Here is a 21880-nt window from a genome sequence, read left to right as displayed (position 1 = left end):
AGGAGGGTTATGTGGGGGTCGATGCCTTCCAGATCAGGGCATCGCACAGCGCATTCAGCCGGGCGGCAGGCAATAACATCGACGGGGCATGGCAAGAGTTATCCCCACCACAGGACCAATCGCGTGGAAAAAGCAGCCGCAAACGCGGCCAGCACGTTTCACCATAGCGAATGCGCAGCAGCGTCACCGCATCCTGATGTCTCGCAGCAGGTGGCGCCGATGATGAGGCAGAAAAGGTGACCGCTGACGGCAGCCATAAGCCCGGCCGCAGCGCCTTTGCCAGCCGCTCGCACCATATGTCCTCCGCGTCCGAGCGATCCGGATGGCGTACGGGCTGACACACCCGCGCCATCAGGCGCAATACCGTTTCTCGCTGTGCCGTATCCAGCGCCCCCATTTGCATCAGTGAGGCCAGCGGATCTGGCGGCAAAACCGACGGCAGAGAAAAATGGCGATGAAGCTGCACGGCATTCACATGCAGCCAATCGCGACGCAGCGGTGAATCAGGCAGCCTCACCTTCCCGTCCCACCAACTGGGATCGGCTTGTAACAGGCAATCCTCTGCCCACCAGGTCAGCCAGACAAGCGGGATGAGATCGCCCGACTCATGCCGCTGGCGTTGCGCTTGTGTGATCATGGTGACGACGACTCCCCCGCTTTTTTCTGCTGCCATTGTCGCAGGTAAGGGGTGCCAATGCGCCAGCCTAATAGCCCAGCCAGCATTAGGCCAAATAGCCCTGCGCCCCACTGCCAGCGGCGCATCTCATCCGGCGTAAGCGTAAACGGCCCCAGCGTGACCACGGGGATCGTGTCCTGATACGGTTCCGCCGGAACAAAGACGATCGCCAGTTCTTTATCATCCTTGCCAGACAGGCCGGGGATGCTGCTGGCGACCATACGACGGATGCGCTGCTCCATCCCATCGGGCTCCAGCTCGGCACGGTATTTGATAAACACCGCCGCCGAGGCTGGCTGAACTGGCTCACCGGGAGCAATACGTTCGGGCAGCACCACATGCACCCGCGCCACCAGCACGCCGTCGATCTGCGCCAGCGTCGCCTCCACTTCCTGCGACAGGGCGTAGATATAGCGGGCGCGCTCTTCCAGCGGCGTCGAGATCACACCGCTTTTCTGAAACACTTCACCCAGATTGGTACGCGATTGCTTCGGTAAACCCGCCGCATTCAGAATATTGACGGCACGTTCCATGTTTTTTGCATCGATCACCAGCGTGACGCCGGTTTTGTCCACCCGTTTCTCCGCGCCGATCTGATAGCGGCCGAGCATCGAAATCGCTTCGTTGGCATCGTTCTCCGACAGCCCGCGATTCAGCTCAATCGGCTCGCCGCAGCCAGTCAATAGCCCGATCAGCAGAAGAAACACTCGCTTATCGATTTTCATAGGCCGCTACTGTAAGTTGGTGAGTTTTTCCAGACTTTGCACACTTTTCGCCACCAGTTTGGCGCTCAGCAAACTTTCCAGATAGAACGACGACAGCGTTCGGGTCGCATCCAGTACATCTTTCGGATTATTGGAGCGCATCGACTGGCTCACATCGCGTTCAGCGGATTTAAAAACGCCGTTCAGTCCCTGAGATTTTTCCGCCAGTGCACCCAGCCACTGACTGTTGCCGCTTTCTGCCGTCATCGGTGCCGACGACATCGCTGCGCTAAACCAGGACACATCCTGATTGGTCGCAGAAGAGGAAAAAGACGTGCCGTTGTCCGCCAGCGGGGCATCCCCCGGCTGGGGCAGCGTAGTAGCGTGGTTGATTTTCATGGTGTGGATTCCATCGCGGACGGGGTAAAAATAAAGCCGGAGCAAGGCTCCGGCTCGTTTCATCACGATCAGAACTGGATAGCTTTCGCCGCTTTCTGCCCGGAGTTCAGTGATTTAGACGCGGAATCCATCTGACCATCCAGAATGGAGTTTTCCGTATCTATCGCCATTTTCTGTGCCTGAGCGCCTGCTGCACGTGTCAGAGAGCCAGCCATCGCGGTGTCCAGAGTCTGAGAAGCCGCCTGAGATGCAATCTGGGAAAGTCCAAAGCTCATGATATATCTCCAAATATAATGAATGTTTACGGTAGTGAACTGTCATGCTGTACATACAGTCATCTTGTTCATTCATTAAGTGGGAGAGCGGGTCAGTGAGTTCCAACGAAAAGGAAATTCTTTCAGTAATGACTATGCGAGGGGAAGAACTAGCCTAGTTTTCTCTGTGTTTCCGGCCGTTAGTTATCATAGATTTTCTTTTAGAATAATAAAAAGCGTTATTACCTGACCGAAAGGCCATACGTTGTTTCTGATTTGCAGGGACGTTTTTATGCTGTCCAACTGGCAAGGATGCGATATTTGAACCCATGCCGTACTATTCTCGTCACGCTGCCAAATGGTCGCTATGCTCACCTTAACTACCAATACCGGATTGTGGTTCAGACTTATTTTGATTTCGTTTGCCAGCGCATTGCTGGCGCTGTTTATTGGTCAGGGAATTTTAGCCAGGCTGGAACAAACGCAGTTGCAGCACTATAGCCAGGACGTGCTCGAACAAGGCACCGCCGTCGCCCGTGAAAGCCGGGAAACCATAGACCGCGTGCTGACGCTCAATAACACGCCTTGCTCCAGCGCCGATCTGAAAGAATTACGCCTGCTCTCTTTTTACTCCGTCTATCTGCGTGATATTGGGCGAATCAAAAACAACTATCTCATCTGTTCTGCGGGCTGGGGCATCCTCAACCCACCGATTTATCTGCTGCCGCCAAACCTGACGACCGATGAGGGCGTGCAACTGTGGACCGCGATGAAAGATGTGGTGGATCCGCGTATTACCGCCGATATGGCGAGCCTCAACGATGTCGTCACTGTCACCGCCGCCGCCGCATTTCGTCATTTCACTCAGCCCCCCGCCGAATACAGCGCGATGCTGCTCACGCGTAATCTGGGGCATATCTATCAGACCTTTGGCGACATCGACCTCCCGATGTTCAAGGAGAAACGGCATGAGAGTAACGGGTGGCTGACCATGGGAAAACGCCAGACGTTTTTCTGCGCGACGACCCTGAATGTCTGCGTGCTGGCTCAGTTGGATTCTGCCGGCATCCTGTATCGCCCGTGGTATATCATCGCTGCGCTGTTTTCTGTCGGGGCGCTCCTCGGGACCAGTTTTGCCCTGTCCTACCAGCTCTATGACGATCGGCACCATGCTTTACCATCACAGCTAAAACGCGCGATTAAACACCAGCGGTTTCAGGTCTATTACCAGCCGCTGATCAGCCTGCCACAGCGTACCATTATTGGTGTAGAGGCGCTGGCACGTTGGAAAAACGAGCGTGGCGACAACGTTTCGCCAGAATTTTTTATCAGCGCGGCTGAAAAAATGGGCTACTCAGACGAGCTAACCCGCATCATTACACGCCAGGCGCTGCGTGACATGCAGCCGTACCTCACGCAGGACACGCCCTTTCTTCTGAGTATTAATCTGTCCGTCTCCGACATTATTTCGCCGGATTATCATCACTTCCTGCAGCAAATGTGTGATGAATTGGCGATCGATAAAACACGCGTCATGCTGGAACTCACCGAGCGGTCGAGCACGTCCCACAAGACGCTGGCTGATGGCCTTGAGACCCTACGGCACTCGGGCTATAAGATCGCGCTTGATGATTTCGGCACGGGCTATTCCAACCTCGATTATCTGAGCCATTTACCGTTCGATATGATCAAGATCGACAAGATTTTTGTCGACGCTATCGGCACAGACACGGTTAATGCCGCCATGGCCGATCTGTTATTTACCCTTATCAAAAAGCTCGACGTCCCGGTGATCATCGAAGGGGTAGAAACACGCGAGCAAGCCGCCTACATCCTGCAACAGTGCCCGTCGGCGATTATGCAAGGATGGTATTTCAGTAAGGCCGTGGCATTGCACGATCTACCGGATATCCATCGCTATCCATGCCCGCCGATAGAAAAAATGCCGACAGAAACGATGTAAATAGAATCGGCATAACCTGAAAGCAGGCCTACTGGCAACAGTCGGCCTGCCGTCATTGGATACCGTATCCCGATCGGTAAACGGCGGAGAGTCTACCCTCATGCCTGACAAGCTTCCCCGCCCCCTGCGCACATCTCTCGCGCCGTCACGTTCAGCACTTTCAGGCGGTGATAAAGCGTCCGCTTGGGGATCCCCAGCTCCACAATCACATCGTCAATGCAGTGGTCGTGGCGGCGCAGCGCATCCTGAATCAGAAATTTTTCAATCCGCTTCAAGCGGTCTTTCAACTGCAAAGGACGTGGATGCAGCAGCGGCTGAATTTCAGCCAAAGGCGACAGTCCCAGCGCCCAGCGATCCGCTGCGGCTTTCAGCTCGCGGATATTACCCGGCCAGCTGTGAGTCAACAGCTGTTCGTGAATTTCCGCCGTCATCGGTGGCAGCGTCATTTTCAGGCGCACAGCGGCTTCCTGACTAAAACGCTGAAACAGCGGCAGAATGAGATCGCTGCGGGAACGCAGCGTCGGCAGTTGAATCTTTACGGTATCCAGACGGAAATAAAGATCGCGGCGAAACAGCCCTTTTTCCACCAGTTGCAGCAGCGGCGTTTGCGTCGCCACAATCACACGCATATCCACGGGCGTGAACTGGGTGCTTCCCAGCCGCTTTACGCCGCGGCTTTCCAGCACGCGCAGCATCTTGGCCTGCAATGTCATGGGCATACTGTCGATCTCATCAAGAAACAGAATGCCTTTATCTGCACTTTCCAGATAGCCAGCGCGGGAGCGGTTCGCGCCAGTATAGGCACCCGAAACCACGCCAAACAGTTCACTTTCGGCCAAATTTTCCGGCACGGCGGCGCAGTTCACCGCCACCAGCGGGCCGCTGCATCGAGAAAGTTGATGAATGCGGTTCGCCAGCGTGTCTTTCCCCGTACCGGTTTCACCTTCCAGCACGATGTCGACATTGAGAGGCGCAATAACATTGATGATGGGGGCGAGCGATGAATGAATATCATCAGCTGTGTGTGTGGAATGTCCCGACGATGGCGGGAAATAGTCTACTGACGAGCGAGCTTTTTCTAATGATGGCTTTTCTAATGACGAATGTTCCGATAACGAATGCGCTAATAACGAATCGTGCTGTCTGTCCTGACGATAATAATGATTCATTAACTACTCCTGAAGCCCAAACGGGCTAACTGACTGCCTTCCATAACGTGGTGCCCTACCGTGCATCTGCCGCGTTTCTCCGCATAACGTCGACCCATACCTCTCCGGTAGAACGATAATAAGCATTACCGCCATTGAATAATGAAACCATCAGGCATCGCTGAACATCAGGTAGGAATTCCAGAGGAATTTGTAGGGAAATGCCTACAAAAAACGGCCAAAACAAGTAAAAACAGTCTGTTACCTTCCTGAACAATTAGCAGGAAAACGAAAAGATATCGTCAGGAAAGCGTAAAGCTCAGCAAAGGGATTCACCGACTGTTGAATCCCTTTTATCTGTTATTTCTCGCACAGCGGATTTCCGCTACTATTCCGCAACTAGGGAATGAGCTTCTTACTCACGACATACTTCACAATTTCCACATTGGTACTGAACTGCATTTTCTCCATCAGACGCGCTTTATGGGTGCTGACCGTTTTGTTGCTGATGGCCAGCTCATTGGCGATGGCGTTGATGCCCATCCCCTGCGCAAACATAATCATAATTTGGTGCTCTCTGGCCGTCAGCACATCGTGCGCGGCTCGGTCACCCTCCGTGTAATTGGAAAACACCAGCTGCTCGGCAATCGTATGATCGATATAGCGAGCGCCCTGCGCCACGCGTCGGATCGCCGACAGCAGCGCTTCCGGGTCTTTATCTTTGGTGATGTAACCTCTGGCGCCACTCTTCAGCGCATGCTGCGCAATTTGCGCTTCGCTGTACATACTGAGCACCAGAATAGGCAGACGCGGATATTGCGCCACTACGCGTGAAATCAGCGCTTCACCGCTGATGCCAGGCATCGACATATCCAGCAGCAGCAAATCAGGGGTCACGCTGCGCAACTGCGCCAGCACCTGTGCGCCATTTCCCGCTTCGGCGACGACGCTCAGCGAGTCATCCAGCGCAAAGATCTGCTTGAGACCTTCACGCATGATGACGTGATCGTCGGCGATCATTAAACGTATTGGTTTGCCCATCGCTCATTTCTTCCTTTTGTTATTCTTATCCCGCGGTTAGCGGGTATGGCCATTTTTAGGAAACGTTAGCTGCACCAACGTGCCTTTGCCGGGCGCGCTGTCAATAACCACTTCGCCTCCCAGCATCCGTCCGCGTTCTTTCATGCTCATGAGTCCGAAAGCGTTTTTATTTTTAGCGCGGGAATCAAAACCTTTACCGTTGTCCTTGGTGCACAGCACCACGCAGTCCTGCTGGTTATCCAGCGTAATGATGACCTGCGTGGCAGCGGCGTAGCGCGCCACGTTAGTCAACGACTCCTGCACGACGCGGAAGGCCGCCGTGGTGCTCTCGTCATTGAGCACCAGCGGTTCCCCCGACGTTCGCAGCAGACAGGTTGCGCTGTAGTGCCGGTTAAATTCGTCACACAGCCATTCCAGCGCGGGCGTCAGCCCCATATTCAATACATTCGGCCGGAGCCGGGTCGACACGTTACGCACCACCTGGATCGTTTGGTCAGTCAGCTGCATCAGCTTTTGCAAATGCGCCTGCATGTCTGGGTTTTCCTTGGCAAAACACATGCGCATGAGCGACAGGCTCATGCGGATCGTGGTCAGGTGCTGCCCCAGCTCATCGTGGATTTCCTGAGCAATATGCTTACGCTCTTCTTCGCGCGAAATCTCACGCTGGCGCGCCAATAAACGCAGTTGCATGTGCGAATCGGCCAGTTTCTTCTCCGCATAGCGAATCGCCGTAATATCCCGTCCGACGGTCAGAATAGACACCAGCGCGCCATGCTGATCGAACTCAGGCACGCAGCGAATATGGTGAATATGATGATGACGCTGCTCGCCTCTCCCCAGCTCTTCCATGACTTCACCCTCTGCACTGCTGCGGGTATCGACAACCAGCCGCACCAGCTGTTCTATGCGGATCGCACAGCCCACGCCGGGCATCAGTTCCGTAATCATACGGCCCCGAAGTTGCTCTATAGTGAAATCCAGATGTTTCAGACTGGCGGGGTTGGCGTACAGGCAGTTCAGGTTGGCATCGAAGCGGATAATCAAATCCGGCGTGTTCTCAACCAGCGCGCGAAATTCCTGTTCTCGCGCGTAAGCCAACTGCTCGATATGTTTACGTTCCCTGATATCTCTGACGACACACATGTTGTAGCTACGTCCTCTGTGTTGGAAATGCGTGAGATTGACCTCGACCGGAATCGTCATGCCATGGCGGGTGAGGTGCTTGGTTTCAAACGTGGTGCCGACGCCCAATGCGTATTCATGAAACCAGTCGGGCGAGCTATGCTCAGCGACCCATTCGGGATCGATATCGGCAACGCTCAAATGCATGAATTCCGTAATGCTGTAGCCCAGCGTCTGGCTGGCCGCTTCATTGACGTAACAAAAACGCTGATCTTCGTTGACGATATAAATCGCATCCTTGATGCGGCCAAATGCAAAATCCACCAGTTCAAGCTCGGGGGCTTTGGTTTTCTCATCGGAACGAAAAGGTTGGGTGAACATCATTGCCATCTCCTTATTTGAATTAAGACTGTTGTGCAGCCACCCGCCGTGCAGGTAGCGCAATACGGCGTCTCAACATTCCAGAAGATGGACAGGGAACCCTGCAACGGCATCAATGCGACCTGATATCACGGCGTGCGACCACGAACTGAACGGCAACCGCCATCATTAAATAAAGCGGTCACCACCTCAGTCAGTGAAAAACGGCGGGTGCAGGCGCGTCCTTTCGTCCCGTGAAATGCCGTCAGGATTCAACAGCCTGACGAATCACACCTCGGGCACGAGACAGCCGCGACCGCACCGTACCGATCGGGATCTCCAACTGCAATGCGAGATCCTGATAGCTGGCATCGGTATCCAGCAATTGCATCAGCATCTGACGGGTATCTTCAGGCAGTGAGACGATGGCATCCATCGCGCGCTTCAAGGACCGCTGACTTTCGGTGATAGCACCGGGATCGAGTTCTATCGCGATATGTTCCAGCATCTCATCGCCCATTTCCTGAGCGCGCTGGCGTGCCTGCTTGAAATAATTGCGAACCAGGTTGAGGGCAATACCGAATACCCACGTCTCCGGCCGCGATGCTCCCGCAAATTTATCCTGATGTTTGAGCACTTCCAGATAGGTCATTTGCTGTAAATCCTCCACGTCGTCATGGTTGCTGACGCGCTTGCGGATAAAGTTATGCAATTTCTTTCCGTGTTGACGAAACACCTGTTCCCAATCGACAGATAACGCCGGGTAAAGCGAAGGGGTCTGTTCGATGTGTTTCAGGGTAGACATTTCCATTTGCTGACTCTCCGTTGTTGTGCCCCATTGGCAAAAACGGAAGAGCAAGCCTTGTGCCAGCCCGAAAAGATTTTTATCACACTGATTTTTAATCAGTTATTTTTCATTTTACCTATTATGGTGCCATTTTTTGCCAGCGCCCACAGCACGAAATTGCAAGTTATTGCAATCCGTAATTGCAATAAGTAACGGCATTTAATCCAATCCGCCATCAAATTCGGCCTGCTCCGATGACTTCACGTCGGGGAACCCATCCTTTTCTGCATCCACATAGCAATACATTCATACCGCTGCACGTTCACACCACGACACGTAGCCGATTTATTCAGGATGACATCATGATCAAAATGCCGACGGTTCTTCCCTCCAGTAGCGCCCTGCCGCGCCCTGTCGTGATGGATGACGATCCCACGCCGCAGGCTGCGGTGCAGCAGACGAGTTCTCACCACGCCCCTCCCGGTTCGCCGCTATCCACCTCGATGGAGGAAGTGGCGATGGCGTTTGGCGAGCAGGCCGAACGAAGAAGCAAATCGCTGAACCGACGCCACATCGCCCAGCAGCCGGACGCGCGCGCCACCGCCAATGTCGAACGGATTGAGAAACTGACCGAACTGTTCAGGATGCTGGAAAACCCGTCGCAAAGTACGCTCGATCAGCAGTTAAGCCGGATGCGCGACCTGCTGATGCAGCAAGGCTCGCCGTCTCTTGAGGCGGTGCTGGAAGCCGCAGGCAACGATCCGGCGCGCGGCGATATCCTGCTGCGCCACATCCAGCAGCAATCTCCCCGACAGCCTGAGCTGACCGCGGCGGCGGAAAGTGCGTTACAGCAGCTGCATCAGGAGAAAGGGCCGGAAGTCCGGGCCGGTCTGAATACGGCAACGGCCATTGCGCTGTTCAGCACCCAGCCGGAACAAAAACAGGCGATGCGCGATCTGTACTACCAGAAAATCGTGCATCAGCAGTCGGCCAGTGCGCTATTGGATTCCCTGCTGGAACGCTTTGACGCCGCGACGTTTTCCATTGGGCTGCGCACGTTGCAGCGGGCGCTGGCGGCGGATATTGCCTCGCTGACGCCGTCGATTTCGAAAGCCGTTCTCAGCAAGATGCTGAGCAACCTCAATGATTCTCGCCACCTGAGCCATACGCTGTCATCCAGCCAGACGCTGCTTACTCGGTTAGCAAACAAAGTGCCCGCCTTTACGCTCGGTGCCGTGGAGCTAACCCGCCGCCTGATTGGTTTGAGCGCCAACGGTGCCTATGCCCGCGACCTGCATAATCTCGGACGGGAAGTCGCCGGTACGCAGGTGCAGCATCAAGCGATGTTTTTCAGCGCCCTGCTACCGCTCGTCAGCGACTTGCCGCATCCGCTGTGGCGTGACAGTAAAAACCGCCAAACGGCGCTCCAGCTGATACGTGGGATGATTGGCGATATCGCCCAATATGAGAAACAGCAGGCCAAAGGCACTCAGCATGATGACCTGACGCAGCGTGATACGGCATCGCGGCAAAAACAGAGTGCGCGCGATTCGGATAAGGAGCAGCCATGAATCTGCTGATTATCTGGCTGAACCGCATTGCGCTGAGCGCGATGCAGCGCTCGGAAGTCGTTGGCGCGGTCATCGTGATGTCTATCGTCTTCATGATGATCATTCCGCTGCCCACCGGGCTAATCGATGTGCTGATCGCACTCAATATCTGTGTCTCTTCCCTGCTGATCGTGCTGGCAATGTACTTACCCAAACCGCTGGCCTTTTCGACGTTTCCGGCGGTGCTGCTGCTGACCACCATGTTTCGACTGGCGATCTCCATTTCCACCACGCGCCAGATTCTGCTCCAGCAGGACGGTGGCCATATCGTTGAGGCCTTCGGTAACTACGTGGTGGGCGGGAATCTGGCGGTCGGTCTGGTTATTTTCCTGATTCTGACGGTGGTGAACTTTCTGGTGATCACCAAAGGCTCCGAACGCGTGGCTGAGGTAGCGGCACGCTTTACGCTCGATGCGATGCCCGGTAAACAGATGTCCATCGACAGCGATCTGCGTGCTGGGTTAATCGAAGCCCATCAGGCACGGCAGCGGCGGGAAAATCTGGCGAAAGAAAGTCAGCTGTTCGGGGCGATGGACGGCGCGATGAAGTTCGTTAAGGGCGACGCCATTGCATCGCTGGTGATCGTGTTCATCAACATGATCGGCGGTTTCGCCATCGGCGTGTTGCAGCACAACATGGCCGCGTCCGATGCGATGCACGTCTACTCGGTATTGACCATCGGCGACGGGCTGATCGCCCAGATTCCGGCTCTGCTGATCTCGCTGACCGCCGGGATGATCATCACCCGCGTCTCGGCAGACGGGCAAAAAGTGGATGCCAATATTGGCCGCGAAATTGCCGAACAGCTTACCAGCCAGCCCAAAGCGTGGATTATCTCCTCCATCGGCATGTTTGGTTTTGCGCTGCTGCCGGGGATGCCGACGCTGGTGTTTGTCACCATCAGTCTGGCGTCGCTCGGCAGCGGTCTGTTCCAGCTCTGGCGCATCAAGCAACAGGGGCAGTTAGATGCCAGCCAGTCGGAAGCGGACAACATACCCGCTGAACAGAACGGCTATCAGGATCTGCGGCGCTTCAACCCCACACGCGCCTATTTGCTGCTGTTTCATCCGGTCTGGCAAGAGCAGCCAACGGCAACGGCGCTGGTGCAGAATATTCGCCGCCTGCGTAACAAACTGGTCTACCGCTTCGGCTTTACGCTGCCATCCTTTGATATCGAATTCAGCGATCGGCTAGCGGAAGATGAATTTCAGTTTTGCGTCTACGAAATCCCCTACGTGAAAGCCACGTTTGTCACCGACCGGCTGGCCGTTGCCAGCGGTGCCATCGAACCGACGGATGCTGACCTCGCCACGCCCGGTCCAACGCTGCGGGATGAAAGCCACTGGCTCTGGTTACCGCTCGCACAGGTCGCGCAACAGCCGGACGACGTGCCGCGCTGGAGCGCGGATGAGCTGATTCTGGCGCGCATGGAACAGGCCATCCACCGCACCGGCTCACAATTCATTGGCTTGCAGGAAACCAAATCCATTCTGGCCTGGCTGGAGAGCGAGCAGCCGGAATTGGCGCAGGAGCTTCAGCGCATCATGCCGCTTTCGCGTTTCGCCAGCGTGCTGCAACGGCTGGCTTCCGAACGCGTGCCGCTGCGATCGGTGCGCCCCATCGCCGAAGCGCTGATTGAAGTCGGTCAGCACGAACGGGACACGCTGGCGCTGACCGACTACGTGCGTCTGGCGCTTAAATCGCAAATCTGCCACCAGTACAGCGACGAAAACAACCTTGCCGTCTGGCTACTGACGCCAGAAAGCGAAGAGCTGCTGCGCGATGCACTGCGCCAGACGCAGAACGAAACCTTCTTCGCCCTGACGCAGGACTACGCCTCCACGCTGCTCGCTCAGCTGCGACAGGCGTTTCCGCCGCTTTCGTCGCAGCGCAGTCTGGTGCTGGTGGCACAGGATTTACGCAGCCCGCTGCGCACGCTGTTGCAGGACGAATTTCACCACGTTCCGGTGCTGTCTTTCACCGAGCTGGAATCCACCCTGTCGATCAACGTCATTGGACGTCTCGATCTTTACGACTCCCCCGACCCCTTTAGCGCATAGGAACACACCATGTTTGAATTACGCGTGCTGACTGGTTTACATCGCGGTGCAGCGCTGCCGCTCTGTGGAAACGCCTGGCGTATCGGTGCAGCCGATGATGCCGATCTCGTGCTCTACGATCCCGGCATTGCGCCTTATCACGGCCAGTTGGAGAAGACCGCTGGCGGCTGGGCGCTCAGCGCACAGGATGGCGCGTTGTGCAACGCGGAAGGCCATACCGTCGAGCAGATTGACGCCCTACCGCCCGGTACGCCGTTTGCGCTGGGGCAGATTTGGCTCTGCATCGTCGCAGCCGATACGCCCTGGCCTGACGACAACGAAACACCTCCGACTGCGGAAGAGCATGTTCTTCCTGGGGAGATGCCTGTCGAGGAACCGCCGCACCATACCGCTACGCCGATTCCTGCGCCTGCCCCCGCACCGCGTCTGCCGCTGTGGGCCAAAGCCAGTTACCTGCTGCTTGGCGCGTTGCTGCTGGTGATGGTGGGCAGTTGGCAGCTACAGGAGAGCGTCGCGATGCCTGCCGCCCCACCGCCGCAGGATACCCGCAAACCGCTCAGCACGCTGCCACAGCTAGAAAGCACGCTGCGCATCATGTTGCAGGAGCGGGAACTGAGCACGGCCGTGAAAGTGGCGGCGTATCAGGATCGCGTCACACTCACCGGACAATTAACGCCGGACGATCAAAAAAAGCTGGAACGGATGCTCGCCCAACTCCACCAACGTTATAGAACCGCGCTGTCCGTGGATAACCGCACACAGCTGAAAACGGAGCAACTGCCGTTTCAGATCGTTCAGGTAACCAGCGGGTCGCGTGCCAACGTCGTCACGGCGGACGGTCAGCGCTTTTTCATCGGCGATGAGATCGACAACCTGCGTCTGGTGAGAATTGACGAGCACCAGATTGAATTCAGCGGCAGACAACAGATAACGGTGAACTGGTAATGCAGACACAACTTTCTTCTTTTCCGCTGCTCGATCAGTGGGTCACGCAGCAGCGCCAGCATCTGGCAGCCTATGCGCCCGTGGAGAAAAAAGGCCGCGTCATGGCCGTCAGCGGCATCCTGCTGGAGTGCAGCCTGCCGCAGGCACGCATTGGCGATCTGTGCTGGGTGGCCCGTCAGGATGACAGCCAGATGATGGCCGAAGTCGTGGGATTTAGCCCAGACAACACTTTCCTCTCCGCACTCGGGGCGCTGGATGGTATCGCACAGGGAGCCGCCGTAACGCCGCTGTATCAGCCGCACTGCATTCAGGTGTCTGAACGTTTGCTAGGCAGCGTACTGGACGGGTTTGGCCGGGCGCTGGAGGACGGCGGCGAGAGCGCGTTTGTCGAACCCGGTCATGCTTCCGGTCGCACACAGCCCGTGCTGGGCGATGCCCCACCACCGACCTCCCGGCCTCGCATCAGCCAGCCGCTCCCCACGGGATTACGCGCCGTCGATGGCCTGCTGACCATCGGTCAGGGGCAGCGCGTCGGCATTTTTGCTGGTGCGGGCTGCGGTAAAACCACGCTGCTGGCCGAACTGGCACGTAATACGCCATGCGACGCCATCGTTTTCGGGCTGATTGGTGAACGTGGGCGCGAGCTGCGCGAGTTTCTCGATCACGAACTGGACGATGAACTGCGCAGCCGCACCGTGCTGGTGTGTTCCACCTCCGACCGCAGCAGCATGGAACGCGCCCGTGCGGCGTTCACCGCCACCGCTATCGCCGAGGCTTACCGTGCCGAAGGCCGTCAGGTGCTGCTGATTATTGATTCCCTGACGCGTTTCGCCCGCGCCCAGCGCGAAATCGGTCTGGCGCTCGGAGAACCGCAGGGGCGCGGCGGGTTGCCGCCGTCAGTCTATACGCTGCTGCCGCGTCTGGTCGAACGCGCCGGGCAAACGGAAGACGGCGCCATCACCGCGCTCTATTCCGTGCTGATCGAACAGGATTCCATGAACGATCCGGTTGCCGACGAAGTGCGTTCGCTGATTGACGGGCACATCGTGCTCGCCCGACGGCTGGCGGAACAGGGGCACTATCCGGCTATCGACGTGCTGGCCAGCCTGAGCCGCACCATGAGCAACGTCGTGGACACCGATCACACCCGCAACGCGGGCGGTGTACGGCGTCTGATGGCAGCGTACAAGCAGGTCGAGATGCTGATTCGCCTGGGCGAATACCAGCCCGGCCATGACGTGCTGACCGATTCTGCGGTCAACGCCCAGGCAGAAATCACCCAGTTTCTGCGTCAGTCAATGCGTGAACCGATGCCGTATGGCGTGATTCAACAACAGCTCGCCGGAGTCAGCCGCTATGCCCCATAACACCGAACGCGATGCCGAATTACAGACCGTGTTGAACCTGCTGATGCCGATACGCCGTCAGCGCTTAAGCCGCAGCGAGCGCCAACAGCGGCAGGAAGAACAACAGTTGATCCGCATTGCGGAACAGCAGCGGCATCATCAGCAGCAGGTCGAGGCGCTGCGACAGGCCAGTCAGACGCAGCGCGACCAGTTTGCCCGGGACACTCAGGGGCAATGCCAAACGCTGGAAAACCTGAAAAAAAACCTTGCTGCCGAACAGCGTTTACTCGGCGAAATCGCGACAGAAACGCAGCAGGTACAGGCCACACAGCAGCAGCACCGCGATCAACAGCGTCAGGTTGATCACGCCCGAGATGCCACCCGCCAATGTCAGAAGGCGGTGGAGAAACTGGAATATCTGCTTACGTTACCTCAGGAGCACGTATGAATAACCGACAGATTGCGTCATCCGAATCCAAGGCGACGCAGAACGCGCAGGCCGTGCTGCACGGCAAGTCCTCGCGCACAGACCATTCGCAACCCGATCCACAACATAGGGATTTCTGGGAAGCCTTCACGTTTTCGGACGGCTTTGAAGACGCGTTCTATCAGGACGCGTCTGTCGCCTTAGCACCGGGCGGCTCCGTCAATGCCCCGCTGCCGTTGCAGAGTGAGACACCGGACAGCCCACAATATGTGACACCGTCACAGTGGCAGCCGCTGCAATGTGAGCTGATTGAAGCGATGGACAACATCTGCGCCCCGCCGTTTGCCTTCAGCCTTCAACTGCCGCAGTTGGGCGATATCGATGCACGGTTAGCCGCGCTGGTACCGCGCGGCTGGGATATTTCCCTGCGTTTCAGCCGGGAAAGTTACCACCAGTTAAAAGATCGGCGTGAAGCCTGCCGTCATTCGCTCTCCAGTGCGTTGGACTGCCCGATAAACCTGCGTTTTGACGCCAGAGAGTATGAGCGATGAGCCCGAATTCACCCGACGTCCATTCACCGCACGTCAGGCCACTGACGCTGCCGATCCTGCGCGCGCAGCACGCCCGTATCCGATCGACGCTGACCACTGGGCTCGCGCTGCCGTTTATCCGCGACGGACTGGCTGGCCGCCTGCACCTTCAACTGGCGAACGAATGCGAGTTGGCAGAGGAATCGTCCACCGCGCAGGCCAGCAGTTGGCGTAGCGACATCGGTGATATCTCACTGACCGATCCGTTTCCCGTGCTCAGCCTGCTGTCGGACTGCCCGCTGCTACCGCTCTCTGAAGACGATGACGCGGCACAGGCGTGGTACTGGACGCTCTACAACCAGTCGCTCAATCCCGTGCTGCAGGCACTGGTCGGGGAAATTTACCCGCTGGACCGTTCTCAGAAAGAACAGGATTCAAGAGAGCAGAATCACAATGCTGTCTGGCTCAGCGTGAGCTGGAACGGCATGAGCGTGCGCAGCCGGATGCAGGCCGCTGACGACGTCTGGCTGGCGCTGTTTTCCCGTGCTGACTGGCACCGCCAGCGTCGCACGCTACCCGCGGGAATGGCTATCGCTATTCCGCTCACGCTGGCTGATGCCGTGCTGCCGCTGTCCGCGTTGTGCCGTTTGCGCACGGGCGATCTTATTCTGCCCAATCGTCCGTGGTTTACCCCCTCTGGCGAGGGAACGCTGTCAGTCGGCACGCTGCGCCTGCGCGGCACGCTACAGCTCACGGAAGCCGCCCCCTACACCTTTACCGTTACCGACATGGAGACTGTCTCAATGCCCCCGTCCGCTACCGACACGATGCTCGCCGATCCCCACTCAGAGACCTCAGTCCTTGAACCTACACCGATAAGTGACAATGTCACCGAAAATTTACCACCGCTGCCGGTCACCTTACACCTTCGCTGCGGCAGCCTGACGATGACGCTGGCTGAATTGCAGCACCTTGCCAGCGGGAGCGTGCTGACGCTGCGCGATATAGTGCCGGGGCAAGCCTGGCTGTATTACGGCGATATCGCACTGGCGAGCGGCGATCTGGTCGATGTGGAAGGCCGACTGGGGCTACAGATTACCCAGCGTTTTTCCTCGCCGACGCCAATACTGCCGATAGCGGATGAAGAACACGCCGCCGAACCGGAGCTGGCACCATGACGTCCGGCGCGTTCGATCCCTTGATGTTTGCGCTCTTTCTGGGCGCACTCTCCCTGATTCCGCTGATGATGATTGTCTGCACCTGCTTTCTGAAGATTGCGATTGTGCTGCTGATCACCCGCAACGCCATCGGGGTACAACAAGTGCCGCCTAATATGGCGCTGTACGGCATCGCGCTTGCGGCAACGCTGTTTGTGATGGCACCGGTGTTTCAGGACATCAGCAAACGCGTGCAGGAAAAGCCGCTGGATATGACCGACATCACGTCGCTTCAGGCCAGCGTGACCTATGGGCTGGAACCGCTGCAAACCTTTATGTCGCGCAACGTTGACCCCGATATCCTCACCCACCTGCATGAGAACAGCCTGCAAATGTGGCCTGCATCGCTATCCGAAAAGGTGAACACGCAAAATCTGCTGCTGGTGATTCCGGCTTTTGTGCTGTCGGAGCTACAGGCCGGATTCAAAATCGGCTTCCTGATCTATATCCCGTTTATCGTCATCGACCTCATCGTCTCCAACGTGCTGCTGGCGCTGGGAATGCAGATGGTCGCGCCGATGACGCTCTCGCTGCCGTTAAAGCTGCTGCTGTTCGTGCTGGTCAACGGCTGGACGCGGCTGCTGGATGGCCTGTTCTACAGCTACCTGTGAGGCCGTGATGGAAATAATTACGCTTTTCCGTCAGGCCATGGTGATGGTCGTGCTGCTCTCTGCCCCGCCGCTGCTGGTTGCAGTGATTGTCGGCGTGCTGATTTCGCTGCTACAGGCGGTGATGCAGTTGCAGGATCAGACGCTACCTTTTGCCGTCAAACTGATTTCCGTCGGGCTGGCGCTGGCGCTCTGCGGACGCTGGATTGGCGTAGAGCTGATGCAGTTGGCTATCACCGCATTCAACATGATTGCGCACACCGGAGTATAAATCCGCATGATCGCCACCATTCAGCACGTTTACGACTTTATCATCGCCATTACGCTCGGCATCGCCCGGCTGTATCCCTGTTTCATTCTGGTGCCGGTTTTTTCACTCAACGTGCTGAAAGGCATGACGCGCAACGCTGTGGTGATTTCCCTGACGCTGCTGCCCGCTCCCATCGTGCAGCAGCAGCTTCTGTTGACGCCACTGTCCTGGCCGATGCTGCCCGGCCTGTTGCTGAAAGAGGTTATTGTCGGGTTACTCATCGCGTTGATTTTGGCGATGCCGTTCTGGCTGTTTGAATCCGTCGGCGCCCTATTTGATAACCAGCGCGGTGCGCTCATGGGCGGCCAACTCAACCCCGCGCTGGGTTCGGACGCCACGCCGCTCGGCCATCTGCTGAAACAGACGCTGATTCTGCTATTGATTATCGGTATCGGCCTGAAAGGGCTGACACAGCTAATTTGGGACAGCTACCAAATCTGGCCGGTGCTGTCGTGGCTGCCCGCGCCGGGCGAACAAGGCTTTGAGGTGTATCTCAGCCTGCTGGCCGACACCTTCACCCATCTGGTGGTGTACGCGGGGCCGCTGGTCGCGCTGCTGCTGCTGTTGGAATTCAGCATTGCGCTACTCAGCCTGTATAGCCCGCAGCTTCAGGTGTTCGTTCTGTCCATTCCAGCCAAGTGTCTGGTGGGAATGGCATTTTTCATCATCTATCTGCCCGTGCTGCAATATTTAGGTGACCATAAACTTCAGGGGCTACCGGATCTCAAGCACCTGCTCCCGCTGCTTTTTGCGGCATCGAACAGCGAATAAGGCAGAAGCGATGAGCGAGAAAACGGAAGAACCCACAGAGAAAAAGCTCGAAGACGCGCGCCGTAAAGGGGAAGTCGGGCAAAGTCAGGATGTGCCCAAACTGCTGATCTGCGTCGGCCTGCTGGAGTGCGTACTGGCGCTGGCGGACGGCACGATGGGGAAATTGCAAACGCTGGTGCAACTACCGCTGCAAAGGCTGGATGCCCCGTTTGCGCAGGTGGCGAAAGAAGTGTTCCACGATGCCGCCGTGCTGGCGGGCACGCTCTGCCTGTTAGCCGCCGCCATTGCCGTGCTGCTGCGCGTGGTCGGCGGCTGGCTCCAGTATGGTCCGCTGTTTGCACCCGAAGCGCTGAACCTCGATCTCAACCGCCTGAATCCGATCAACCAGTTCAAGCAGATGTTTTCGATGCGCAAGCTGGTAGAAATGCTGACCAATATCCTGAAAGCCGTGGTGATCGGTACCGTCTTTTATAAAGTGGTGGTGCCGGAGCTGGAAGCGCTGGTCGAATTGGCCTATGGCGATCTACACGGCTTCTGGCAAGGGGTTAAAGCGCTGCTGATGCGCGTTGCCCGCACCACGTTGACGGCACTGCTGGTGCTGTCCGCACTGGATTTCGGTCTGCAAAAGTATTTCTTTCTCAAGCAGCAACGGATGAGCCACGAGGATTTACGCAACGAGCACAAGGATTCCGAAGGCGATCCGCATATGAAAGGCCATCGTAAATCGCTGGCGCATGAACTGATGAATGAACCTGCCGCGCCGCGCCCCAACGCCAAGGTTGAAGACGCCGATATGCTGCTGGTTAACCCGACGCACTATGCGGTGGGGCTTTACTATCGCCCCGGTAAAACGCCGCTGCCGCGCATTTTATTCAAGGGGGAAGACCGCGCGGCGCAGGAACTTATTGCGCAGGCGCAAAAAGCAGATATTCCGGTGATTCGCTTTATCTGGCTGACCCGCACGCTGTATCGCACCACGCCGGAAGGCCACTACATTCCGCGCGAAACGCTTCAGGCCGTGGCGCAGGTGTATCGCATCCTGCGCCAGCTCGAAGACGAGCAAAAACGCGACATTATTGAGATGGAGTAACGGCGGATAGTTAGCTTTCCGCGATCTGACTCAGATAATACGCCTCTCCCTGACGCAGCTCCGCCATCATGAAATCAAGGAAAGCCTGTTGCTGCGGCGCGTGCGCTTTGCCTGCCAGCGTTTGGATTTGAAGCGAGCGCTGGTCAAGCTGCTTAATATTCAGCGGTTTAAGCCGCATCGGCTGCTGTAAGCACTTGTACATCACGGAGTAGAAACTACAGGCGGTGACCGCCCCCGGCGTGCTCATCGCATAGTAATAAAGCGTGGTGAAGTTGTTGCAGCACAGCGTCGGTTCCAGAAAGGTGCCGTTCATGCGGCATGAGAGGTCAAACAGCTGCCGCAGCGTGGTCGAGGATTCCGGCAAGGCCAGCGGGAAAGGATGCAGATCCGCCAGCTGAATAGACTGCTGCGCCAACGGATGATCGTCAGACATCAGCAGCATCAGCGGCGCAGGCAGCGCCAGTTCCACATTCACGCCCTGTTCAGGTGCCAGCGCAAACTGGAGCGCGATATCCACTTCACCATTGCGGATCATCTGGGACACCTGCATCGCCGAGTCCACTTTCAGCGCAAAGGTGGTATCCGGGTCATGCTGGCGAAAGCGTGCAAATAGCGTCGGCAGCAGATCAAATGCCATCCCCTCAGTGCAGCCGATCCGCAGCAGCGCCCGCCGGCTGGCTTTCAGCCCCTGAATCTCCGCCACGGCGGCATCCATGTCCATCATGCTCTTACGCACGTGATTTTCCAGAATGCGTCCCGCATCGTTTAACACCATACCGCGCGCATGGCGCTCGAACAGCGGCACGCCGATGCGTTCTTCCAGCCGCTGGATTTGGCGACTGATCGCAGAAACGGCAACAAACAGGTGCTGACTGGCGGCGCTGAGCGAACCGGTGGTGGCAACCACCAGAAAATAACGAATCTCGGAGCTGTGCATGGCGGCGTTCCTTTCAGACATCGCGGGGGATTCGCAGGTTTATATTAAAAGCAAAGCTTAATTGCAATTTTTATTATTGTTGCAAAGCTCGTTTTTTCTTTAAATATCGGTAACTTCGGCACATTATCCAGCAAGGAAAGGCATGACCAGCGCAGACCTTATTCGTATCGCCTGTGAACGTTTCGATCGCGGAGAATTTAAACAGACGCTGGCCCGGCGTATTGCCCACGCCAGTGAGAGCCAGAAAGCCGGTAATCATCCCGCGCTGAACCGCTATCTGACCGACGAGATCCAGCCCGCCTTGCAGGCGATGGGATTCAGCGTAAGGCTGATTGCCTCGCCAGATGAACGTCATCCCCCTTTTCTGCTGGCCGAACGCATTGAAGATCCCAGCCTGCCGACCGTGCTGTCTTACGGCCACGGCGACGTGGTTTTTGGTGATGAAGAAAACTGGCGCGATGGGCTCAAACCGTGGGAATTGGTGGAAGAAGGCGACCACTGGTATGGACGCGGCAGCGCCGATAACAAAGGTCAGCACAGCATCAATCTGATGGCGCTGGAGCAGGTGTTTCAGGCTCGTGGGCAGCGTTTAGGCTTCAACTGCAAACTGCTGTTCGAGATGGGTGAAGAAATTGGCTCACCGGGGCTGGCCGAGCTGTGCCAACAGCACAAGCAGGCGCTGGCGGCCGATATCTTTATCGCCTCCGACGGGCCGCGCCTCAGCGCAGCGCGCCCGACGCTGTTCCTCGGTTCTCGCGGCTGCATCAATTTCCGTTTGCGCATCAAAGCACGCGATCAGGCATACCACTCTGGCAACTGGGGCGGACTGCTGAGCAATCCGGGCACTCAGTTGGCGAACGCCGTAGCGAGTCTGGTTGATGGACAAGGACGGATGAAGATCGACGCCCTGCTGCCACCTCAGCTAACGCCGGCGCTGCGCGAAATCCTCAGCACGATTGACCCCGCCGGCAGTGAAGGCGATCCGGCGATTGATGAAAACTGGGGCGAAGACGGTCTCACACCAGCCGAACGGCTATTTGGCTGGAACACGTTGGAAGTACTGTCGTTTATTACCGGTAACCCGAACAAACCGGTGAACGCGATTCCCGCCGATGCCACGGCGATTTGCCAGCTGCGCTTTGTGGTCGGCACCGACTGGCAGCATCTGGCGCAACATGTGCGTCAACACCTCGACCAGCACGGCTTTACGCAGGTGGACGTTGAGGTACTTAACACGTCTCCGGCGACGCGCTTTAACCCCGAAGATCCGCTGGTGAACTGGACGCTGGCACTGATGCAGCACATCAGCGGCAAACAGCCTGCGCTGCTACCGAATCTGGGCGGTTCGCTACCTAATGACGTTTTCGCCGATATCCTCGGCCTGCCGACGCTGTGGATCCCCCACTCCTATCCGGCATGCGGCCAGCACGCGGTCAACGAGCACCTGCTGAAATCCGTCGCCCGCGAAGGGTTAGCAATCATGACCGGCCTGTTCTGGGAACTGGGGGAGCAAGGCCATACGCTATTAGAAGAACACAGAGTGTACGTGCATCAGAAGTGATGTTTATAACCTGA

At 57.0% G+C, this 21880-nt stretch carries 22 protein-coding genes; 13 read left to right on the top strand and 9 right to left on the bottom strand.

Annotated features, from left to right (window positions below; genetic code table 11):
* Nucleotides 1-7: 7 nt before the first annotated feature.
* From ACIPUG_RS01220 to ACIPUG_RS01205, 4 genes are all read right to left on the bottom strand, one after another.
* The gene (locus ACIPUG_RS01220; RefSeq protein WP_400336975.1) at nucleotides 8-637 is read right to left on the bottom strand and encodes a type III secretion protein; all 630 of its coding nucleotides are present in this window, start codon (nucleotides 635-637) and stop codon (nucleotides 8-10) included.
* Nucleotides 634-1401: a type III secretion system inner membrane ring lipoprotein SctJ gene (gene sctJ / locus ACIPUG_RS01215; protein WP_039288739.1), complete on the bottom strand. Its 768-nt coding sequence runs from the start codon at nucleotides 1399-1401 to the stop codon at nucleotides 634-636. Before sctJ ends, ACIPUG_RS01220 begins: the two co-directional genes overlap by 4 nt.
* Before the next feature lie 6 nt (nucleotides 1402-1407).
* Complete coding sequence (locus tag ACIPUG_RS01210) at nucleotides 1408-1779, bottom strand: EscI/YscI/HrpB family type III secretion system inner rod protein (protein WP_039288741.1); 372 nt, start codon at nucleotides 1777-1779, stop codon at nucleotides 1408-1410.
* A gap of 68 nt (nucleotides 1780-1847) precedes the next feature.
* Nucleotides 1848-2054: a hypothetical protein gene (locus tag ACIPUG_RS01205; protein ID WP_014915546.1), complete on the bottom strand. Its 207-nt coding sequence runs from the start codon at nucleotides 2052-2054 to the stop codon at nucleotides 1848-1850.
* A gap of 346 nt (nucleotides 2055-2400) precedes the next feature.
* Here ACIPUG_RS01205 and ACIPUG_RS01200 point away from each other — a divergent pair, with 346 nt between their 5' ends.
* Nucleotides 2401-3996, top strand: a complete 1596-nt coding sequence (locus ACIPUG_RS01200; RefSeq protein WP_400336973.1) for an EAL domain-containing protein — start codon at nucleotides 2401-2403, stop codon at nucleotides 3994-3996.
* 98 nt (nucleotides 3997-4094) lie between these two features.
* Here the strand turns inward: ACIPUG_RS01200 and ACIPUG_RS01195 are convergent, their stop codons facing one another.
* From ACIPUG_RS01195 to ACIPUG_RS01180, 4 genes are all read right to left on the bottom strand, one after another.
* Complete coding sequence (locus ACIPUG_RS01195) at nucleotides 4095-5165, bottom strand: sigma 54-interacting transcriptional regulator (protein ID WP_014915548.1); 1071 nt, start codon at nucleotides 5163-5165, stop codon at nucleotides 4095-4097.
* Between the two features lie 378 nt (nucleotides 5166-5543).
* Complete coding sequence (locus tag ACIPUG_RS01190) at nucleotides 5544-6185, bottom strand: response regulator transcription factor (protein WP_014915549.1); 642 nt, start codon at nucleotides 6183-6185, stop codon at nucleotides 5544-5546.
* Between the two features lie 36 nt (nucleotides 6186-6221).
* Nucleotides 6222-7691 carry a PAS domain S-box protein gene (locus ACIPUG_RS01185; RefSeq protein WP_227526797.1) on the bottom strand — a complete coding sequence of 490 codons (1470 nt, stop codon included), beginning with the start codon at nucleotides 7689-7691 and terminating at the stop codon, nucleotides 6222-6224.
* Between the two features lie 241 nt (nucleotides 7692-7932).
* Complete coding sequence (locus ACIPUG_RS01180; RefSeq protein ID WP_014915551.1) at nucleotides 7933-8478, bottom strand: RNA polymerase sigma factor; 546 nt, start codon at nucleotides 8476-8478, stop codon at nucleotides 7933-7935.
* 338 nt (nucleotides 8479-8816) lie between these two features.
* Here ACIPUG_RS01180 and sctW point away from each other — a divergent pair, with 338 nt between their 5' ends.
* The 11 genes from sctW to sctU are packed head-to-tail and all read left to right on the top strand — an operon-like array spanning nucleotide 8817 to nucleotide 19368.
* Nucleotides 8817-10025, top strand: coding sequence for a type III secretion system gatekeeper subunit SctW (sctW, locus tag ACIPUG_RS01175; protein WP_400336970.1), 1209 nt, complete (start codon nucleotides 8817-8819; stop codon nucleotides 10023-10025).
* Nucleotides 10022-12124: a type III secretion system export apparatus subunit SctV gene (sctV, locus tag ACIPUG_RS01170; protein WP_400336968.1), complete on the top strand. Its 2103-nt coding sequence runs from the start codon at nucleotides 10022-10024 to the stop codon at nucleotides 12122-12124. Before sctW ends, sctV begins: the two co-directional genes overlap by 4 nt.
* Before the next feature lie 9 nt (nucleotides 12125-12133).
* Nucleotides 12134-13069, top strand: a complete 936-nt coding sequence (locus tag ACIPUG_RS01165; RefSeq protein WP_400336966.1) for an FHA domain-containing protein — start codon at nucleotides 12134-12136, stop codon at nucleotides 13067-13069.
* Entirely contained in the window at nucleotides 13069-14436 is a 1368-nt protein-coding gene (gene sctN, locus ACIPUG_RS01160) for a type III secretion system ATPase SctN (RefSeq protein WP_400336964.1), read from the top strand. The genes ACIPUG_RS01165 and sctN overlap by 1 nt, the downstream gene beginning before the upstream one ends.
* On the top strand, nucleotides 14426-14863 hold the full coding sequence (locus ACIPUG_RS01155; RefSeq protein WP_040043278.1) for a hypothetical protein: 438 nt from the start codon (nucleotides 14426-14428) through the stop codon (nucleotides 14861-14863). The genes sctN and ACIPUG_RS01155 overlap by 11 nt, the downstream gene beginning before the upstream one ends.
* Nucleotides 14860-15393 carry a type III secretion system HrpP C-terminal domain-containing protein gene (locus ACIPUG_RS01150; protein ID WP_205563716.1) on the top strand — a complete coding sequence of 178 codons (534 nt, stop codon included), beginning with the start codon at nucleotides 14860-14862 and terminating at the stop codon, nucleotides 15391-15393. The genes ACIPUG_RS01155 and ACIPUG_RS01150 overlap by 4 nt, the downstream gene beginning before the upstream one ends.
* Nucleotides 15390-16550, top strand: a complete 1161-nt coding sequence (gene sctQ, locus ACIPUG_RS01145; protein WP_400336962.1) for a type III secretion system cytoplasmic ring protein SctQ — start codon at nucleotides 15390-15392, stop codon at nucleotides 16548-16550. The genes ACIPUG_RS01150 and sctQ overlap by 4 nt, the downstream gene beginning before the upstream one ends.
* A complete protein-coding gene (sctR, locus tag ACIPUG_RS01140) occupies nucleotides 16547-17200 on the top strand; it encodes a type III secretion system export apparatus subunit SctR (protein WP_010681683.1) in 654 nt (217 codons plus the stop codon). The genes sctQ and sctR overlap by 4 nt, the downstream gene beginning before the upstream one ends.
* 7 nt (nucleotides 17201-17207) lie before the next feature.
* Complete coding sequence (gene sctS, locus ACIPUG_RS01135; RefSeq protein WP_010302163.1) at nucleotides 17208-17468, top strand: type III secretion system export apparatus subunit SctS; 261 nt, start codon at nucleotides 17208-17210, stop codon at nucleotides 17466-17468.
* Between the two features lie 6 nt (nucleotides 17469-17474).
* Nucleotides 17475-18278, top strand: coding sequence for a type III secretion system export apparatus subunit SctT (gene sctT / locus ACIPUG_RS01130; protein ID WP_014915560.1), 804 nt, complete (start codon nucleotides 17475-17477; stop codon nucleotides 18276-18278).
* A gap of 10 nt (nucleotides 18279-18288) precedes the next feature.
* A complete protein-coding gene (gene sctU, locus ACIPUG_RS01125) occupies nucleotides 18289-19368 on the top strand; it encodes a type III secretion system export apparatus subunit SctU (protein WP_400336960.1) in 1080 nt (359 codons plus the stop codon).
* Nucleotides 19369-19378: 10 nt separating this feature from the next.
* On the opposite strand, the gene ACIPUG_RS01120 is transcribed toward sctU, so the two are convergent.
* Nucleotides 19379-20305 carry a LysR family transcriptional regulator gene (locus tag ACIPUG_RS01120; RefSeq protein ID WP_014915562.1) on the bottom strand — a complete coding sequence of 309 codons (927 nt, stop codon included), beginning with the start codon at nucleotides 20303-20305 and terminating at the stop codon, nucleotides 19379-19381.
* A gap of 142 nt (nucleotides 20306-20447) precedes the next feature.
* Between ACIPUG_RS01120 and ACIPUG_RS01115 the strand changes: the two genes are divergently transcribed.
* Nucleotides 20448-21866: a M20 family metallopeptidase gene (locus ACIPUG_RS01115; RefSeq protein ID WP_400336958.1), complete on the top strand. Its 1419-nt coding sequence runs from the start codon at nucleotides 20448-20450 to the stop codon at nucleotides 21864-21866.
* The last annotated feature ends 14 nt before the right edge of the window (nucleotides 21867-21880 follow it).

The sequence above is a fragment of the Pectobacterium sp. CHL-2024 genome (assembly GCF_044751765.1).
Taxonomy (GTDB): domain Bacteria; phylum Pseudomonadota; class Gammaproteobacteria; order Enterobacterales; family Enterobacteriaceae; genus Pectobacterium; species Pectobacterium brasiliense.
This window is presented reverse-complemented; position numbering and strand designations above follow the sequence as displayed.

Bases quoted from the DNA above. Each gene is read 5' to 3' on its own strand.
- ACIPUG_RS01220 (WP_400336975.1), bottom strand. From the start codon at position 637: ATGATCACACAAGCGCAACGCCAGCGGCATGAGTCGGGCGATCTCATC.
- sctJ (WP_039288739.1), bottom strand. From the start codon at position 1,401: ATGAAAATCGATAAGCGAGTGTTTCTTCTGCTGATCGGGCTATTGACT.
- ACIPUG_RS01210 (WP_039288741.1), bottom strand. From the start codon at position 1,779: ATGAAAATCAACCACGCTACTACGCTGCCCCAGCCGGGGGATGCCCCG.
- ACIPUG_RS01205 (WP_014915546.1), bottom strand. From the start codon at position 2,054: ATGAGCTTTGGACTTTCCCAGATTGCATCTCAGGCGGCTTCTCAGACT.
- ACIPUG_RS01200 (WP_400336973.1), top strand. From the start codon at position 2,401: ATGCTCACCTTAACTACCAATACCGGATTGTGGTTCAGACTTATTTTG.
- ACIPUG_RS01195 (WP_014915548.1), bottom strand. From the start codon at position 5,165: ATGAATCATTATTATCGTCAGGACAGACAGCACGATTCGTTATTAGCG.
- ACIPUG_RS01190 (WP_014915549.1), bottom strand. From the start codon at position 6,185: ATGGGCAAACCAATACGTTTAATGATCGCCGACGATCACGTCATCATG.
- ACIPUG_RS01185 (WP_227526797.1), bottom strand. From the start codon at position 7,691: ATGATGTTCACCCAACCTTTTCGTTCCGATGAGAAAACCAAAGCCCCC.
- ACIPUG_RS01180 (WP_014915551.1), bottom strand. From the start codon at position 8,478: ATGGAAATGTCTACCCTGAAACACATCGAACAGACCCCTTCGCTTTAC.
- sctW (WP_400336970.1), top strand. From the start codon at position 8,817: ATGATCAAAATGCCGACGGTTCTTCCCTCCAGTAGCGCCCTGCCGCGC.
- sctV (WP_400336968.1), top strand. From the start codon at position 10,022: ATGAATCTGCTGATTATCTGGCTGAACCGCATTGCGCTGAGCGCGATG.
- ACIPUG_RS01165 (WP_400336966.1), top strand. From the start codon at position 12,134: ATGTTTGAATTACGCGTGCTGACTGGTTTACATCGCGGTGCAGCGCTG.
- sctN (WP_400336964.1), top strand. From the start codon at position 13,069: ATGCAGACACAACTTTCTTCTTTTCCGCTGCTCGATCAGTGGGTCACG.
- ACIPUG_RS01155 (WP_040043278.1), top strand. From the start codon at position 14,426: ATGCCCCATAACACCGAACGCGATGCCGAATTACAGACCGTGTTGAAC.
- ACIPUG_RS01150 (WP_205563716.1), top strand. From the start codon at position 14,860: ATGAATAACCGACAGATTGCGTCATCCGAATCCAAGGCGACGCAGAAC.
- sctQ (WP_400336962.1), top strand. From the start codon at position 15,390: ATGAGCCCGAATTCACCCGACGTCCATTCACCGCACGTCAGGCCACTG.
- sctR (WP_010681683.1), top strand. From the start codon at position 16,547: ATGACGTCCGGCGCGTTCGATCCCTTGATGTTTGCGCTCTTTCTGGGC.
- sctS (WP_010302163.1), top strand. From the start codon at position 17,208: ATGGAAATAATTACGCTTTTCCGTCAGGCCATGGTGATGGTCGTGCTG.
- sctT (WP_014915560.1), top strand. From the start codon at position 17,475: ATGATCGCCACCATTCAGCACGTTTACGACTTTATCATCGCCATTACG.
- sctU (WP_400336960.1), top strand. From the start codon at position 18,289: ATGAGCGAGAAAACGGAAGAACCCACAGAGAAAAAGCTCGAAGACGCG.
- ACIPUG_RS01120 (WP_014915562.1), bottom strand. From the start codon at position 20,305: ATGCACAGCTCCGAGATTCGTTATTTTCTGGTGGTTGCCACCACCGGT.
- ACIPUG_RS01115 (WP_400336958.1), top strand. From the start codon at position 20,448: ATGACCAGCGCAGACCTTATTCGTATCGCCTGTGAACGTTTCGATCGC.